16 protein-coding genes are annotated in these 15,195 nt (G+C 74.2%); 11 read left to right on the forward strand and 5 right to left on the reverse strand.

Translation table 11 applies throughout. The features are described 5' to 3' along the window. Window positions 1-93: 93 nt before the first annotated feature. Window positions 94-1,257, forward strand: a complete 1,164-nt coding sequence (locus FB454_RS01735; protein ID WP_145822341.1) for a nucleotide disphospho-sugar-binding domain-containing protein — start codon at window positions 94-96, stop codon at window positions 1,255-1,257. A gap of 10 nt (window positions 1,258-1,267) precedes the next feature. Further along, complete coding sequence (locus FB454_RS01740; RefSeq protein ID WP_013286870.1) at window positions 1,268-2,470, forward strand: cytochrome P450; 1,203 nt, start codon at window positions 1,268-1,270, stop codon at window positions 2,468-2,470. 4 nt (window positions 2,471-2,474) lie between these two features. On the opposite strand, the gene FB454_RS01745 is transcribed toward FB454_RS01740, so the two are convergent. After that, window positions 2,475-3,884, reverse strand: coding sequence for a condensation domain-containing protein (locus FB454_RS01745; RefSeq protein WP_041799043.1), 1,410 nt, complete (start codon window positions 3,882-3,884; stop codon window positions 2,475-2,477). A gap of 65 nt (window positions 3,885-3,949) precedes the next feature. Here FB454_RS01745 and FB454_RS01750 point away from each other — a divergent pair, with 65 nt between their 5' ends. The 3 genes from FB454_RS01750 (at window position 3,950) to FB454_RS01760 (ending at window position 6,324) form a co-directional block, all read left to right on the forward strand. After that, the gene (locus tag FB454_RS01750; protein WP_013286872.1) at window positions 3,950-4,630 is read left to right on the forward strand and encodes a 4'-phosphopantetheinyl transferase family protein; all 681 of its coding nucleotides are present in this window, start codon (window positions 3,950-3,952) and stop codon (window positions 4,628-4,630) included. A gap of 86 nt (window positions 4,631-4,716) precedes the next feature. Continuing rightward, a complete protein-coding gene (locus FB454_RS01755) occupies window positions 4,717-4,998 on the forward strand; it encodes a phosphopantetheine-binding protein (RefSeq protein WP_030268419.1) in 282 nt (93 codons plus the stop codon). 12 nt (window positions 4,999-5,010) lie between these two features. Beyond that, window positions 5,011-6,324 carry a glycosyltransferase family 2 protein gene (locus FB454_RS01760; protein ID WP_145822342.1) on the forward strand — a complete coding sequence of 438 codons (1,314 nt, stop codon included), beginning with the start codon at window positions 5,011-5,013 and terminating at the stop codon, window positions 6,322-6,324. Between the two features lie 30 nt (window positions 6,325-6,354). Here the strand turns inward: FB454_RS01760 and FB454_RS01765 are convergent, their stop codons facing one another. From FB454_RS01765 to FB454_RS01780, 4 genes are all read right to left on the reverse strand, one after another. Continuing rightward, window positions 6,355-7,593 carry a beta-ketoacyl-[acyl-carrier-protein] synthase family protein gene (locus FB454_RS01765; protein WP_145822343.1) on the reverse strand — a complete coding sequence of 413 codons (1,239 nt, stop codon included), beginning with the start codon at window positions 7,591-7,593 and terminating at the stop codon, window positions 6,355-6,357. Between the two features lie 65 nt (window positions 7,594-7,658). Continuing rightward, complete coding sequence (locus FB454_RS01770) at window positions 7,659-7,919, reverse strand: acyl carrier protein (RefSeq protein ID WP_013286876.1); 261 nt, start codon at window positions 7,917-7,919, stop codon at window positions 7,659-7,661. 96 nt (window positions 7,920-8,015) lie between these two features. Further along, the gene (locus FB454_RS01775) at window positions 8,016-9,269 is read right to left on the reverse strand and encodes a cytochrome P450 (RefSeq protein ID WP_013286877.1); all 1,254 of its coding nucleotides are present in this window, start codon (window positions 9,267-9,269) and stop codon (window positions 8,016-8,018) included. Then, window positions 9,260-10,222 carry a PaaX family transcriptional regulator gene (locus FB454_RS01780; protein WP_013286878.1) on the reverse strand — a complete coding sequence of 321 codons (963 nt, stop codon included), beginning with the start codon at window positions 10,220-10,222 and terminating at the stop codon, window positions 9,260-9,262. Before FB454_RS01780 ends, FB454_RS01775 begins: the two co-directional genes overlap by 10 nt. 237 nt (window positions 10,223-10,459) lie before the next feature. On the opposite strand from FB454_RS01780, the gene FB454_RS01785 reads away from it, so the two are divergent. The 6 genes from FB454_RS01785 (at window position 10,460) to FB454_RS01810 (ending at window position 15,189) form a co-directional block, all read left to right on the forward strand. After that, on the forward strand, window positions 10,460-11,827 hold the full coding sequence (locus FB454_RS01785; protein ID WP_186461500.1) for an extracellular catalytic domain type 1 short-chain-length polyhydroxyalkanoate depolymerase: 1,368 nt from the start codon (window positions 10,460-10,462) through the stop codon (window positions 11,825-11,827). A 145-nt stretch (window positions 11,828-11,972) separates the two neighbouring features. Further along, the gene (locus tag FB454_RS01790) at window positions 11,973-12,353 is read left to right on the forward strand and encodes an ArsR/SmtB family transcription factor (RefSeq protein ID WP_186461502.1); all 381 of its coding nucleotides are present in this window, start codon (window positions 11,973-11,975) and stop codon (window positions 12,351-12,353) included. Then, window positions 12,307-12,774 (forward strand): SRPBCC family protein, encoded by a 468-nt coding sequence (locus tag FB454_RS01795; RefSeq protein ID WP_013286881.1) that lies wholly within the window; start codon window positions 12,307-12,309, stop codon window positions 12,772-12,774. The genes FB454_RS01790 and FB454_RS01795 overlap by 47 nt, the downstream gene beginning before the upstream one ends. Next, window positions 12,767-13,192, forward strand: coding sequence for a DUF6069 family protein (locus FB454_RS01800; RefSeq protein WP_013476403.1), 426 nt, complete (start codon window positions 12,767-12,769; stop codon window positions 13,190-13,192). The genes FB454_RS01795 and FB454_RS01800 overlap by 8 nt, the downstream gene beginning before the upstream one ends. Before the next feature lie 144 nt (window positions 13,193-13,336). After that, window positions 13,337-14,467, forward strand: coding sequence for an ABC transporter permease (locus tag FB454_RS01805; protein WP_013286883.1), 1,131 nt, complete (start codon window positions 13,337-13,339; stop codon window positions 14,465-14,467). Next, entirely contained in the window at window positions 14,464-15,189 is a 726-nt protein-coding gene (locus tag FB454_RS01810; protein ID WP_013286884.1) for an ABC transporter ATP-binding protein, read from the forward strand. The genes FB454_RS01805 and FB454_RS01810 overlap by 4 nt, the downstream gene beginning before the upstream one ends. The last annotated feature ends 6 nt before the right edge of the window (window positions 15,190-15,195 follow it).

Genomic DNA, 15,195 nt, shown 5'->3' on the forward strand with positions numbered 1-15,195 from the left:
GCGTACCGGTGCCGATCCCCTAGCATCGGTTCTCCAGGGCTGCCGTTTCGCCGCGCGGATTGGTGGGATTTGACTGCGCCGCTGCGAATTCTGATGTCGACGTGGGGCTGGCGGTCGCATTTCTACGGCCTGGTCCCGCTCGGCTGGGCGTTGCAGGCCGCCGGTCACGAGGTGCGGGTGGCGAGTCACCCGTCGATGGCCGCCACGATCAGCGCGGCCGGGCTCGCCGCCGTACCGCTGGGCGCGGACGTCGACTTCGCCGAGGCGTTCGCCGGCCGGATCGGCACGGTGGCCCCGCTCGCCGGTTCCGCGCCGGCCGGCGCGGTCGTGCCGGCGATCACCGCCGACGGCGGGGTGGTCCGGTTCGCCGACGCCGTCCTCGACGACCTGGTCTCCTTCGGCCGGTCCTGGCGGCCGGACCTGGTCCTCTGGGAGCCGTTCAACCTGGCCGCGCCGGTGGCCGCCGCCGCGCTGGGCGTGCCGGGCGTGCTGAACCTGTGGGGGCCGGACTCCTCGACCACACTGCGCATGGACCCGGATCAGGTGGTCGGGCCGCTGGCCGCCCGGTTCGGGTTGCGCGCCGCCGACGTGCCGCTGGACGGCGTCCTGACGCTCGATCCGGTGCCGCCGCCCATGCAGGTGCCGACGGCGCGCCCCGGCCGTCCGGTGCGGTTCGTGCCGTACAACGGTCCGGCCGTGGTGCCGGACTGGCTGCGCCGCCCGGCGGGCCGGCCCCGGGTGTGCGTCACTGCGGGCACCATGATGGCCGCCGCCGGGTTGCACGACCGGTTCGACCTGGGCGGGGTGATCCGGGCGGTGGCCGGGCTCGACGTGGAGGTCGTCGTGGTGGTCGAACCGCGTCAGCACGAGGGGCTGGGCCCGCTGCCGGCCCGGGTCCGCCTGGTCGACGGGCCGCTGGCCGTACGGCTGGTGCTGCCGACCTGCGCCGCGCTCGTGCAGCAGGGCGGGGCCGGCACGACCATGACCGCGCTCGCCTACGGCGTGCCGCAGCTCGTCCTGCCGCAGGTCAGTGACCAGCACTTCAACGCGGAACGGCTGGCCGCCACCGGCGCCGGCACCTCGCTGACGGGTGAGCAGGCCACCGCCGACGCGGTCCGGGAACTCGTCGGCGAGCTGGTCGGTGACGGGCCCCGGCGACGGGCCGCGACGTCGATGCGTGACCGGGTCCACGCCATGCCCGCCCCCGCGGATCTGGTGCCGGCGCTTGCCGCCCTGGCCCGGGGCGGCCCGATCTGAGGAGTCGCAGATGACGCAGGAGCCACCGGCCATCCCGTACCCGCTCGCGCCGGCTCCGACGATCTACCACCCGTCGCCGGACTACACCCGGATGCGGGAGACGTGCCCGGTGGCCCGGGTCGAGCTGCCCGACGGGGCGTGCGCGTACCTGGCCACCCGGCACGCCGACGTGCGCCGGGTCTTCACCGACCAGCGGTTCAGCCGGGCCGCCGCGGCCGGCCCGAACCGCCCGACCCGGGAACTCGGCTCACTCGCCGAGGACTCGCTGATCGGGATGGACCCGCCGCGGCACACCACGATGCGCCGGGCCGTCTCGCACGCGTTCACCGTCCGCCGGGTGGAGGAGCTGCGCCCACGGGTCGCGGCGCTCGTCGACCGCATGATCGACGAGCTGGAGGCGGCCGGCCCGCCGGCCGACCTGATCACGCACCTCTCCGGTCCCCTGCCGATCTCCGTGATCAGCACGCTGTTCGGCATCCCGGAGCGGGACCGGGAGCGGGTACGCCAGTGGTCGGACGCTCTCGTCGGCGACTGGGACGCCGATCCGGACGCGCCCCGGGCCGCGCTGGAGGCGTTCCGCGAGCTGATCGACGAGCGGCGCCGCGAGCCCGGCGACGACCTGATGAGTGCGCTCATCTCGGTCTGGGACGACCACGACGACCTGACCGAACGGGAGCTGGTGTCGGTCACCGCCGGGATCTTCGTGGGCGGGCACGAGACCACCACCAACCAGCTCAACCTGTTCCTGCTCGTGCTGGCCCGCCATCCGGAGCAGCTGGCCGGGCTGCGCGGCGACGATCCGGTGGCGGTGGCCCGGGCGGTCGAGGAGCTGTCCCGCTTCATCCAGCTCGGCGACAACGGGGTGTTGCTGCCCCGGGTCACGACCGAGGAGGTGGAGCTGGGCGGCGTACGCCTGCCGGCCGGCGCCGCGGTGCTGCCGGCGATCGCGTCGGCCAACCGGGACGCCACTGTGTTCCCGGGCGCGGACACGCTCGACCTGACCCGCGTGCACAATCCGCACCTGGCGTTCGGCGCCGGTCCGCACCACTGCCTGGGCGCGGCGCTGGCGCGGATGGAGTTGCAGGAGGCGCTGGGCGCGCTGCTGCGGCGGCTGCCAGGGCTGCGGCTCGCTGTCGACGAGGCGGAGCTGCGGTTCCGGCCCGGGCTGGTGGTGCGCAGCCTGGAGTCGCTGCCGGTGACCTGGGACCGGTGACCGGTCAGCCGCCCGCCGACCCGGGGACGACCCGGGTCGGCGCGGCGGCGTCGAGCGCCGCCTCCACCGCCACCTCCTCCACGCCGCGCAGCAGCCGTTCCGCCTGCTCCTCGGTGAAGCAGCCGAAGTCGAAGATGACCTGGAGGTGAACCGTCTCCGGCTGGTCCTCGACGGTGATGAAGACCTGCTCGGGCAGGTGGTCCAGCGGGCCGTCCCAGACCAGGAACGTCTCGTCGGCCCGGCGGCGGATCCGCTCGGCAGTCACCGGGTCGTCGTGCAGCCCGCCGTCGGCCGCCTGCCGGGTGGTCACCCGCCGGTCGTTGATCCGGCAGCTGATCCGGGCCGGGTACCCGCGTTCGGCGTCCAGCCGGTCCGAGACCTCGGCGAGCTGCGCCGGGTCGTAGTAGGCGTACTTCCCGGCGGAGACCGCGGCCCGGCGGGCGCGCGCCACCACCTCGTCCACGGTGGTGTCCGCGGTGTCGACGCGCAGCACGCCGTTCTGGCTGAGCGGGGCGATGGCCTCGGCGAAGCCCGGCCGGAACCGGTTGCCGACGATGAGCTTCGCGGTGAGCGGGCTGACGCCGGTGGCCCGGCCGATCGCGACCGCGATGACCGCGAGCAGCACGCGCGAGGTGTCCGTGCGGGTCCGCGCCGCGATGGCCCGCACCGCCAGGTACGCGGCGGGCGAGCTGAACCGGCCGTGCCAGTACCGGTGGCCCCGGCGCCCACCGGCCTTCGGCTCACCGAACGTCAGCGGCGGGACGTCCCGCAGATGCTCGGCCCAGTGGCGCACGGCCCGGTCACTGAGCCGGCGCAGCGGCGGCGTCTCCTCCCGCCGCCCCAGGTCGAGGATCTGCACGGTACGCGGGTCGGCGACCCGGCGGACCGGCCGGCCGGCCAGGCCGAGGTCGGCCAGGATCAGGGACGTGGCGGTGCCGTCCACCACGAGGTGGTCGATCGTCAGCACCCGGTGCACCAGCGCGCCGCGGTGCCGGATCACCGCCATCCTCACCGACCAGTCCCGGTAGAGGTCGTAGTGGCTGAGCAGGCGGGCGTGGCCCAGGTCGTAGGCGAACGCGGCCACGTCGGCCGGGTCCGCGTCGTCGGGCACGTCCACCACGTCCAGGACCGTCTCGCCGCTCGCCGACACGACCTGGCACGGGCCGCCGCCGTCGCCGGCGCCGAGCCGCATCCGCAGCGCCGGGTGCCGGGCCATCAGCGCGGCGAACTCGGCCGCCACCTGCTCGATCGTGACACCCGCGGGCATCGGGTGGGCGCCGCTGACGTTGTGCGTCCAGCCGGTCTCCCGCATGTCCTGCATGATGGCCTTCTGCCCCCAGGTCAGGGGCGCGGTGCCGGCGCCCGGCCCGGCGAACGCCACGGGAACCTGGGCCTGGACCGTCTGCGCGAACACCCGCTCATCAGAGCAACGCGCATCGGTGTGTGTCAACGTGACGGCGCACGGTTACGCTGCCGTCCATGCGGGACGCCGTCCGGGTCTGGATCGTCCCGGTGGCGGTGCCGGCGGACGAGCTGGCCCGGTACCGGGCGGTGCTCGACGCGGACGAGCGGAACCGGGCCGCGCGGCTCGGCGCCGGGGCGCTGCGGGACCGGTTCACAGTGGCGCACGGCGCGCTGCGCGTCCTGGCCGGGCGGGCTGCCGGCGCGCCACCGGCGGCCCTGACCTGGCACCGCGGCCGGTACGGCAAACCGGCGCTGACCGGCCCGTGGAGCGGCCTGCACACGAGCCTGTCGTACTCCGGCGACCTGGTGGCGGTCGCGCTCAGCGAGGGCCGCCCGGTCGGGGTGGACATCCAGCACGTCGCGCCGGGCGGTGACCCGGTGTCGGCGTCCGCGCGCTTCTTCGACCCGCGGGAGGCCCGGCACGTCGCCGCCGGACCGGACCCGGCCGGCCGGGCACTGCGGTTCACCCGGCTGTGGGCGCGCAAGGAGGCGGCGGTCAAGGCGGCCGGGGGCCGGCTGTGGCCCAACCTCGCCGTGCCGGTGCACCGGGCCGACGTGGTCGAGTGCGTCGAGCCGGCCGGCCCGCACCGGCTCGCCGACCTGCCCACACCCGCCGGGTACGCGGTGGCGGTCGCGCTCGCCGGCGACCGGCCGTACGCCGTCGAGTGCCACACCGGCCTCGGTCACGATCGGTGACGATCGCCGTACCCGTTGACACCCGCCGATGTCCCCTGCTCTGATGACTCCATGCCGACGCGCATGATCGACTCGCGGGACGCCCGATGCTAGAACACGACGCGCCGGCCGACGCGCCGCCCCGTGACCAGGTCGTCGACCGCCTGACCGTCCTGCTGACCCGCATGCTCCGGCCGGACGCGCCGGTCACCGAGCAGACCCAGCTGATGGACGACCTCGGCCTCAGCTCCTCGCTCGGCCTGGAGCTGCTGCTGTCGCTGGAGGACGAGCTGGAGATCCAGATCGACGTCGAGGAACTCGACGAGGATCGGATGGCCACGCTCGGCGACCTGGCCGACTACATCACCGCCAACTCCACCCCGCGCTGAGCAGGCCGAGACGTGGACCGGCCCGGCCTGAGCGTGGTGGTGCCCGCGCACGAGAACGGCTCCGCACTCGACGCGACGCTGCGGTCGCTGACCCGGCAGACGCTGCCGCCCGGCGACTTCGAGGTGATCGTCGGCGACGACGGCTCGGCCGTGGCGCTCGGCCCGGTGGTGGACGCCTACCGGGACCGGCTGCGGATCGACTACGTCCGCAGCGAGCGGAACCGCGGCCGCAGCGCCAACCGCAACGCGGCGGCGGCCCGGGCCCGCGCGGACACGCTGATGTTCCTCGACGCCGACACGGTAGCGCATCCCGGGCTGCTGGAGCGGCACCGCGACTTCCACGCCGGTCGCGCCGGCCGGCCCGGGGTGCTGCTCGGCCAGCGGTACGACCTGGACTGGGCCGGCGCGGACGCGCTGCGCCGGGGCGAACCGGTCGCCCCGGCGATGCTCGACGCCGAGCGTGGCGACCCGCGGCTGGAGGACATCGCCCTCCCGCAGCGGACGGACGACTTCCCGAGCGCGCCCTGGGTGCTGGGCCTGACCCACAACGCCTCGGTGGACCACGAGTCGTTCCGGCGGGTCGGCGGCTTCGACGAGGCGATGGTCAAGTGGGGCTTCGAGGACCTCGACTTCTTCTACCGGGTGTTCCACCTGCACGGCGCGCCGCCGGAGCTGTTCCGGCTGGACGTCGACGCGCTCTCCTACCACCTGCCGCACTTCCGCAAGACGTCGAACGGGCTCGCCTCGATGGACAACATGAAGTACCTGCTGCGCAAGCACCTGCGCTACGACGTCGAGGTGCTGTACGGGCTCAACACGTTCGGCCGGCACCTGGGCCGGATCCGGCTCTACGGCCAGGCCATCGAGGCGTACCGGGCCGGTGGGCTGGGCCGGCCGGACGTCCTGCCCGCGTCGCTGCGCGAGGAGCTGACGGCGAGCGCGGCGCTGGTCGTCGGCAACGGCGTGTCCGCGCTGGACCTGGGCGCCGGGTCGCACACGTTCGACCACGACGCGCCGGTCGGCGAGACGAACTCCCACCTGCTCGGCACCGTGCTCCAGCAGTTCAAGGCCGGCGCGCTGGACGTGATCGTCAACGTCGACATGTGGCGGTGCCTGCTGCCCGAGGACCTGCCCGCGTTCCTCACCCGGGGGCTGCTCAAGGCCGACCGGATCGAACTGGTCGCCACCCGGACCGGCCCGGACCAGCGCGCCCTGCTGCCGGTGCCGCTGGTCGCCGACCTCGACTACGTGGCCGACATGCTGCGCCCGCACTTCACCGTCGCCGTCGCCGCGTACGACACCGCCACGGTGATCACGCTCCGCTGAGGTACCCGGCCGGGCAGGGGGCCGCGCCGCTCAGGCGGGCCCGGCCAGGACGAGGCTGACGTTGTGCCCGCCGAAGCCGAACGAGTTGGACAGCACCGCGCCCACCGCCGTGGCGCGTGCCCGCCCGCGGATGTGGTCGACCTCGCCGTCGCGCTCCGGGTCGTCCAGATTGTGCGTGGGCGGCAGCAGGCCGCGACGCAGCGCCTCGACCGCGACTGCCGCCTCGATCACGCCGGAGACGCCGAGCATGTGCCCGGTCACGCCCTTGGTCGAACTCAGCGGCGGCGGGGCGGCGCCGTACACCTCGGCGAGCGCGGCCAGCTCGGCGGCGTCCCCGGCCCGGGTGCTGGTGCCGTGCGCGTTGACGTACCCGATGTCGCCGGGCACCAGCCCGGCGTCGCGGACGGCCATCCGCATGCACCGGGCCGCGCCCGCGCCGTCGGGGCGCGGCGTGGTCGGGTGGTGGGCGTCGTTCGTGGCGCCCCAGCCGAGCACGTCGGCGTGCCGGTGGGCGCCGCGCGCGGCGGCGTGCGCGGCGCGTTCCAGGACGAACACCCCGGCGCCCTCGCCGAGGACGAGCCCGTTGCGGCGGCGGTCGAAGGGGCGGCTCGCGGCGGCCGGGTCGGCCCAGCCGCGGGCCAGCGCGCGGGCGTTGCCGAACGCGTCGGCGAACGTCGGGAACAGCGGCGCCTCGGCGCATCCGGCGAGCACCACGTCCGCCTCGCCGGCGCGCAGGATGCGCAGCGCCTCCCCGATCGACTGCGCCCCGGCCGCACATGCCGTGCCGATCGACGACGTGTAGCCGTGGATGCCGAACTTGATCGCGATGCGGGCCGCGCCCATGTTCGGCAGCGTCCCGGGCAGCATGTACGGGCTGACCCCGAACCGGCCCCGCCCGGCGCGGGCGAGCACCTGTTCCTCCAGCGTGGACAGACCACCGACGCCGGAGACGACGACCGCCACCCGGTACGGATCGACGTCCTGGCCGATCCGCAGTCCGGCGTCGGCGAGCGCGTCCTCGGCGGCGCGCAGCACCATCACGATCGACCGGTCCACGACGCGTGACTCCGGGCCGGGCAGCACGCTCGCCGGGTCGATCGCCGGGGCGAACGCGGCGACGTCGACGACGCCGTGCAGCGGATGGCCGGCCGGGGGCCGGGTGAGCCCGGACCGGCCGTCGCAGACCGCGTCGAACACCTCGGCGGCGGTCGCGCCGACCGGGCTGACCAGTCCGATCCCGGTGACGGTGACCGGCTCGCGCACGCTCACCGGAACCGCTGCGCCGACGTGGGCGCCGGGACGCCGCGCGGCCGGGTGCCGTGCCCCGACATCGGTCAGTGCGCCGAGGCCGGTGCGATGCGCGCCGCCACCGTCCGGCTGAACTCGCCGACGGTCATCATGGCGAGGTCCTCCGCCTCGTCGTCGTCGAAGGCGACCCCGAACCGGTCCTCCACGCGTACCGCCAGCTCGGCCAGGCCGAGGGAGTCCACGTCGAGCCCGGCGGGACCGAAGACGGTGTCGTCGTCGACGTCGGAGACGTCGTACTTCATCTCGGTGAGTGCGGCGAGGAGGAACGCGCGGATCTCGTCGGTCATGCCCGGTGTTTCCCTTCCACGGTGTCCTGGCGGCGCACTCGACCTGCTCGACGGAACCTGTGAGGCGCGGAGCGGACACTCCGCGTAGCATCGACCTTACTCGATCGGATTGGTTTGGCAAGATATCCGGTCGGTCAGCCGTACCGGAAGCCGGTCGTACCCGCGCAGCATCAGCGCGCGGCGCGGCCCGGGTTCGGCGGCCAGCGCCGGGAAGCGGTCCAGCAGGCGGGGCAGGACCAGCCGTCCCTCGGTCCGGGCCAGCGTCGCCCCGAAGCAGTAGTGCGGCCCGGCGCTGAACGCCAGGTGCCGGTTGTCCGTGCGGGACGGGTCGAACCGGTCCGGGTCGGGGAAGCGGCGCGGATCCCGGTTCGCGGCACCGGTCAGCACCACCACCGTCCGGCCCGCCGCCACCGGCAGGCCGGCGACCTCGGTGTCCTCGGCGGCGTACCGGACCGCGAAGTGCACAGGCGGCTCGTACCGCAGGATCTCCTCGACGTACGACGCGGCCAGCGACGGATCGGCGCGCAGCGCGTCCCGCGCGTCCGGCCGCTCGGTGAGCAGCACCAGCCCGTTGCCGAGCAGGTTCGCGGTGGTCCGGAACCCGGCGTTGTACATGATGATGAGGTTGGCCAGCAGCTCGTCGGCGCTCAGCCGGCCGGGCTCGTCGTCCAGGCCGCGCAGCAGCGCCGAGACGAAGTCGTCGCGCGGCGCCGCCCGGCGCGCGGCGACCAGGTCGGTGAAGTACGCGGTCAGCTCCGCCGCCGCCACGTTGGCGGCCCGGACCTCGCGCATGGACCGGCGGCCGATCTCCAGCACCGCGTCGAACGCGCGGACCCGGGACGGGAACCACTCCCGGTCCGCCTCCGGCACGCCCAGCAGCTCGCCGATGACGTCGCTGGGCAGCCGGAGCGCGAAGCGGGCCATGAAGTCGACCGGCCGGCCGTCCGCGCCCTCGGCGGCGAGCCCGTCGAGCAGGCCGTCGGCGATGCGCCCGATGGCCGGCTCCAGCGCGGCGACCCGGCGCGGGGTGAGGGCCTGGGAGAACAGGTGCCGGACCCGCAGGTGGTCGCCCTCGGCGGCGTTGAGCATCGACGACTGGAGGATCCGGATGACCTGGTGCTCGCGCCAGCGCACCCCGGCCCGGTCCAGGTAGTCGGCGCCGAGCACCCGGAAGACGGGGTCGCGCAGCACCCGGTTGACCGCGTCATATCCGTGCACGACGAGCGCGTGCGGGTCGGCGGGCCGCAGCGCGACCGCCTCTCCCGCCTCGTGCAGCCGGGCGTAGAACGGGTACGGGTCGCGCCGTACCTCGTCGCCGAGCAGCTCGTCGAGGGAGATGGTCACGCGCATGGCCGCTCCTCGCCGACGCCCGCGAGCATGTCGGCGGTGGTGTGCGCCCGGATGCCGGGCGGCACCGGGTCGGCGAACCGGGCGACGACCGCCCGGACGTGGGCTTCGGCGGCCCCGGCCAGGCCGTCGTAGACGGCCGCGAACAGGTCCCGGGCCGCCCGGCGCGGCCATCCGGCGGGCAGCAGTTCCAGTGGCAGCCGCGGGTCGAGCGTGGGAAACCGCCGGTACGTGTCCATCACCTCGGTACGCGCCCGCACGGCGGCGGCGCCGTCGACGGAGCCGAGCCGCGACACCAGCGGCGTCCACCGCCGCAGGAACGCCTCGTAGTGCCCGCTGATCGCGTCGACGTCCCAGGCGTCCACGGGGGCGCGCTGGCCGATCGCGTCCAGCGCGTCCTGCCGTCCCCGGAACACCGTGACCGCACCGAGGGCGAGCTGGGCCAGCCGGGCGCACGCGGGCCCGGCCAGCTCGTACGGCGAGATCCACAGCCCGTCGTAGAGCGGCGCGAAGCCCAGCCAGCGCAGCTGGCCGCGCAGCGCCCGGCGCTGCGTGCCGTGGTCCTGCGGCAGCGAGAAGGCGACGATCGTCCAGCATCCGTCCCACGCCTGCGTCTCGGCGGTGGAGGCGGTGATCCAGTTCCCGCCGGCGGACAGGTCGGCGGCGGCGGCGCGGCTGAGCCGGTAGAAGCTGTTGCGGCCCTGCCGGCTGCCCTCCAGCACACCGCGGCGGGCCAGCCGGCTGATCGCGGTACGCGCGCCGGCGCTGGTCACGCCGGCCTCGCCGAGCAGCGCGACGATCGCCGCGGACGGCAGCGCGGCGCGGGTACGCAGCGTGTAGTCGGTCAGGAGCGTCACCGCGACGCTCTGCGGCGAGGTGCCGGCCTGCCGCCGGGGCAGCCGCGGCGCCGGTCCCTCGTCCGGGTAGATCTCCTCGATGTCGAACGGGCTTGCCACACGCGCTCCGGGCTCGGCTCAGGGACGGTGCACCGACTGTAGACGAACGCCGCCGCAGCTCATCGGAGTGTGTCGATTGACACTTCGCCGTCCGGCCGGAACACTATGTGCCACACGACGGAGCCGGGCCGGGCGAACCACGTCAGTGGGTGAGGCGCGACACCGCGGCGGCCCGGGTCGCCGGCGCGGGGCGCATCCGCCCGACCCCGCCCGCACAGGGCGATCGAAGGAGTCTCCGTGAGAATCAGAGCCAAGATGGTGGTGGCCCTGGCCGCGTCGCTGGCGGCGGCCGGCCTGGTGATCCCCGCCGTCCAACCCGCGTACGCGGCGTCGCTGACCGAGGTGACCAGCTTCGGCGACAACCCCGGCCGGATGCGCATGCACGTCTACGTCCCGGACGCCCGCCCGGCCCGGCCGGCCACTGTGGTGGCCATGCACGGCTGCGGCGGTTCCGGCCCCGGCTTCTACTCCGGCAGCGAGTTCGCCGGCCTGGCCGACCGGTACGGCTTCATCGTCATCTACCCCAGCGCGACCCAGCAGGCCGGCTTCGGCAACTGCTTCGACACCTGGTCCGACGCGGCCAAGCGGCGCGGCGGCGGCAGCGACCCGGTGTCGCTCATCTCGATGGTCCGCTACGTCCAGCAGCAGTACGGCGCAGACCCGGACCGGGTCTACGCCACCGGCAGCTCGTCCGGCGGCATGATGACCAACCACATGCTGGCGCTCTACCCGGACGTCTTCAAGGCCGGCGCGGCGTTCATGGGCGTGCCGTTCAACTGCTTCGCCGGCGCCGCCGACTATCCGCCCGGATCCAGCCAGTGCACCGGCGGGAGCATGAACCGCACCCCGCAGCAGTGGGGTGACGCGGTCCGCCAGGCGTACCCCGGCTACACCGGTCCCCGTGCCCGGGTGCAGTTGTGGCACGGCACCAACGACACGCTGGTGCCGTACTCGCTGCTCCAGGAGACGATCGAGCAGTGGACGAACGTGTTCGGCCTCAGCCAGACGCCCACGTCCACCGACACGCCGCAGTCCGGCTGGAACCGGCGGCGCTACGCCGACGGCACCGGCACCGTGCAGGTCGAGGCGTACAGCATCCAGGGCGCCGGGCACAGCCTGCCCTCGGCCGGCATGGCCGCGGCCGCAGTGGCGTTCTTCGGCCTGACCACCACGCCCGGCCCGACCACGCCGCCGCCGGGCCCGACCACGCCTCCGCCCGGCCCGACCACGCCTCCGCCCGGCCCGACCACGCCTCCGCCCGGCCCGACCACGCCCCCGCCCGGCACCGGCGCCTGCTCGGTGAGCATCGAGCTGAACGCCTGGAACAACGGGCTGACCGAGAACATCACCATCAGCAACACCGGTTCGGCCGCGGTGAACGGCTGGTCGCTGACGTTCACGCTGCCCGGCGGCCAGACCATCACCTCGGGCTGGAACGCCTCCTACTCCCCCGCCTCGGGTCAGGTGACCGCGCGCAACCTCGCGTACAACGCGGTCATCCCGGCTCGCGGCTCGACCACCATCGGCTTCCAGGCCACGCACACCGGCAACACCGCCCGGCCCGGCTCGTTCAGCCTCAACGGCGCACCCTGCACGCTCGCCTGACCGGCACCGCACACTCCGGCGTTTCTTCCCACGGCGCCGGGGACGGCCCCGCGACCCGAGAGGTCGCGGGGCCGTTTCACGCGTACGCCATGCACACCTCGGCATAACGTTGAACCGAATGGTTCAGTGTCGTACGGTGAACCTCGTGGTTCAGCAAGAGACGCTCGACCGGGTTTTCGCCAGCCTGGCCGACCCCACCCGACGCGACATCCTGATCCGGCTGGGCGCAGGCCCGGCCACCATCAGCGAGCTCACCGAGCCCACCGGGATGAGCCTCACCGGCATGCGCAAGCACGTCCGGGCGCTGGAGGACGCGGGCCTCGTGGTGACGCGCAAGGTCGGCCGGTCCCGGCAGTGCCGGCTCAGCGAGGCGCCGCTGGACTCGGCCATGGCCTGGATCGCCTTCTACCGACGTCTCTGGGCCCGTCGCCTCGACGGCCTCGACGCCTACCTCACACTCACCACGGAGGACCACGACCATGACGCTCCACATGCGAGTGACACGACACCTTCCGGGCACCCCTGACGAGGCGTTCGACGCCTACACTGACGCCGGCAAACAGAAGATCTGGTTCGGCATCCTCGACGAGCAGCCCGGCATCGTGGAGATCGACGTCGACCTGCGGGTCGGCGGGAAGCAGACCGCCGTCTGGGGCCCCTCCCCCGACATGCTGTTCCGCGAGACGCAGACGTTCCTGGAGATCGACCGCCCGCACCGGCTGGTCACCGAGTCGACGGGTACCGGCCCGGACGGCACGACCATGACCACGCGCATCGAGGTCACCTTCGAGGCGAAGGACGGCGGCACGCTGATGACTGTGGTGCAGAGCGGCTTCCCGACCCCGCAGCTGCGCGACTTCTTCGTCGGCGAGGTCTGGACCGGGGCGTTCGCCCGCATCGAGGCGTACCTGATCCGAGAGCACGCAGAGGAGACCTCCCGTGGCTGACCTGTCCCGCACCGCCGTCGTCGCGCTCGCCACCGCCGTCGCGGTGGTCGTCAACCTGATCGTGTACGCGATCGGCCGGGCGGCCGGTGGCAGCTTCCTGTTCACCGCCGACGGCCGGCGGGTCGAGGTCGACGCGGTGACCGTCGCGGGCTTCAGCGCGCTGCCGCTGGCGCTCGGGCTCACCGCCGTCGCCCTGCTGGCGTCCCGGTTCGCCTGGGTGGTCCGGGCGGCGCTGATCATCGGCCCGGCGCTCGCGGTGCTCACGATCGCCACCATGACGCTGCCCGCGGATCTGGACACCACCAGCAAGATCACGCTCGCGGCGTGCCACCTCACGCTCGCCCCGATCATCGTCGTCGCGGTGACCGCCCTCGGCCGGCGCGCGCGCCGCGCCACCGCGGGCCCGGTCGCCGCCTGACGCCGGGCACGGGGCGCCGCCCGGGGGACCGACCCGCGCCGTCACGGAGTGTGGTCGGGTAGACAGCCACCGCCGGCCCTTTTTGCCGACACCGCGTTGTTAACATGACGACATGGTGTCGACAAGTTTGAGAGGTGGCGGCTGATGTTCCTGGCCATTCGTGAGCTGGGGTTCGCGCGGCTGCGATTCGCCCTGATGGGGGCCGTGATCGCGCTGATCTCGGTGCTGATGGTGATGCTGTCCGGCCTGTCCGTCGGGCTGGTCCGGGACGGCGTCTCCGGCCTGCAGAACCTGCCGGTCACCTCGTTCGCCTTCGCCCACGGCGTGCAGCACGACTCGGCGTTCTCGCGCAGCGTGGTGGACGCCTCGGCGGTGGACACCTGGCGCGACCAGCCGGGCGTGGCCGAGGCGACCCCGTTCGGCAACACGCTCGTCAACGGGCGGACCGACGGGGGAACCGAGGTCGACCTCGCGCTGTTCGGCGTCGAGACCGGCTCGTTCCTGTCCCCCGCCGTCAGCGAGGGCGACCGGCTCGGCCCGGCGGACGGGATCGTGGTGAGCCCCACCGCCATCGACGCCGGCCTGCGCGTCGGCGACACCGTGACTGTGGACCGGCTGGGCACGCGGCTGCGCGTCGTCGGCGTCACCGAGCAGCAGGACACCTTCGGCCACGTCGACGTGGCGTACGTGCCGCTGGCGACGTGGCAGGCGGTCAAGTCCGGCACCCCGGCCGGCGCGCAGGTGCCGGCGCAGGCGACCCAGGAGATCACCGCCGTCGCGGTCCGCGCGGCCGGCGGCGGCTCGGTGGACCTGGCCGCGGGCGACAAGGCCGCGGGCACGGAGAGCCTGACGCTCGACGAGTCGTACGGCGCCTCGCCCGGCTACACCGCCGAGACGACCACGCTCCAGTTGATCCAGGGCTTCCTCTACGCCATCTCGGCGCTCGTGGCCGGCGCGTTCTTCGCGGTCTGGGCGATCCAGCGCAAGCAGGAGGTCGCCGTGCTGCGGGCGCTGGGCGCCTCGACCGGCTGGGTGCTGCGCGACGCGCTCACCCAGGCACTGATCCTGCTGGCCCTCGCCATCGCCGTCGGCATGGGGATCGGCCTCGGCCTCGGCGCGCTGATCTCCGGCGGCAACGTTCCGTTCGCGCTGCACCCGCAGAGCATCGCCGCCGCCGCGGCCGGCCTGCTCGTGCTCGGCCTGGTCGGCGCGGCAGCCGCCGTCGTCCGCCTCACCTCCATCGACCCGGCGACCGCCCTGGGAGGCAACCGATGAGCAGCCGGACCACACCGTCCCTCTCGACGCCGGGCACCGCTGGAGCCGGCCTCGGCCTGGTCATGCGCGGCGTCCACCTGCGGCACGGCGACGGCGCGGAGACCGTGCACGCGCTGGACGACGTCGACCTGACCGTCGCGCCCGGTGAGCTGGCCGCGATCGTCGGACCGTCCGGCGCGGGCAAATCCAGCCTGCTCGCCGTGGCCGGCGGGCTGGCCCGCCCCGATCAGGGCACCGTCACGGTGGCCGGGCACGACATGACCGTGTCCAGCCGCCGGGCGCGCACCGAGCTGCGCCGCCGGCACGTGGGGTTCGTGTTCCAGTCGGGCAACCTGCTGCCCGCGCTGACCGCCGCCGACCAGCTGCGCCTGCCGCTGCGGCTGGGCGGGCGACGGGAACGGTCCGGACGCGACCCGCTGGAGATGCTCGCGCACGTCGGCCTGGCCGGTAAGGCCGACCGCCGGCCGCACCAGCTCTCCGGCGGCGAGCGCCAGCGCGTCGGCATCGCCCGGGCGCTGATGACCGAGCCGTCGGTGCTGCTGGTGGACGAGCCGACGGCGGCGCTGGACCGGGCCCGCAGCCACGACATCGTCCAGCTGCTCGCCCAGGAGGCGCGGGAGCGCTCGGTGGCCGTCGTGATGGTCACTCACGATCACGACGTGCTGCAATACTGTGACACCATCTACGAGATGATCGACGGCAAGCTCGCCACGAGCAGCTGACCGCGA

It is taken from the genome of Micromonospora sp. CNZ297 (assembly GCF_007827625.1).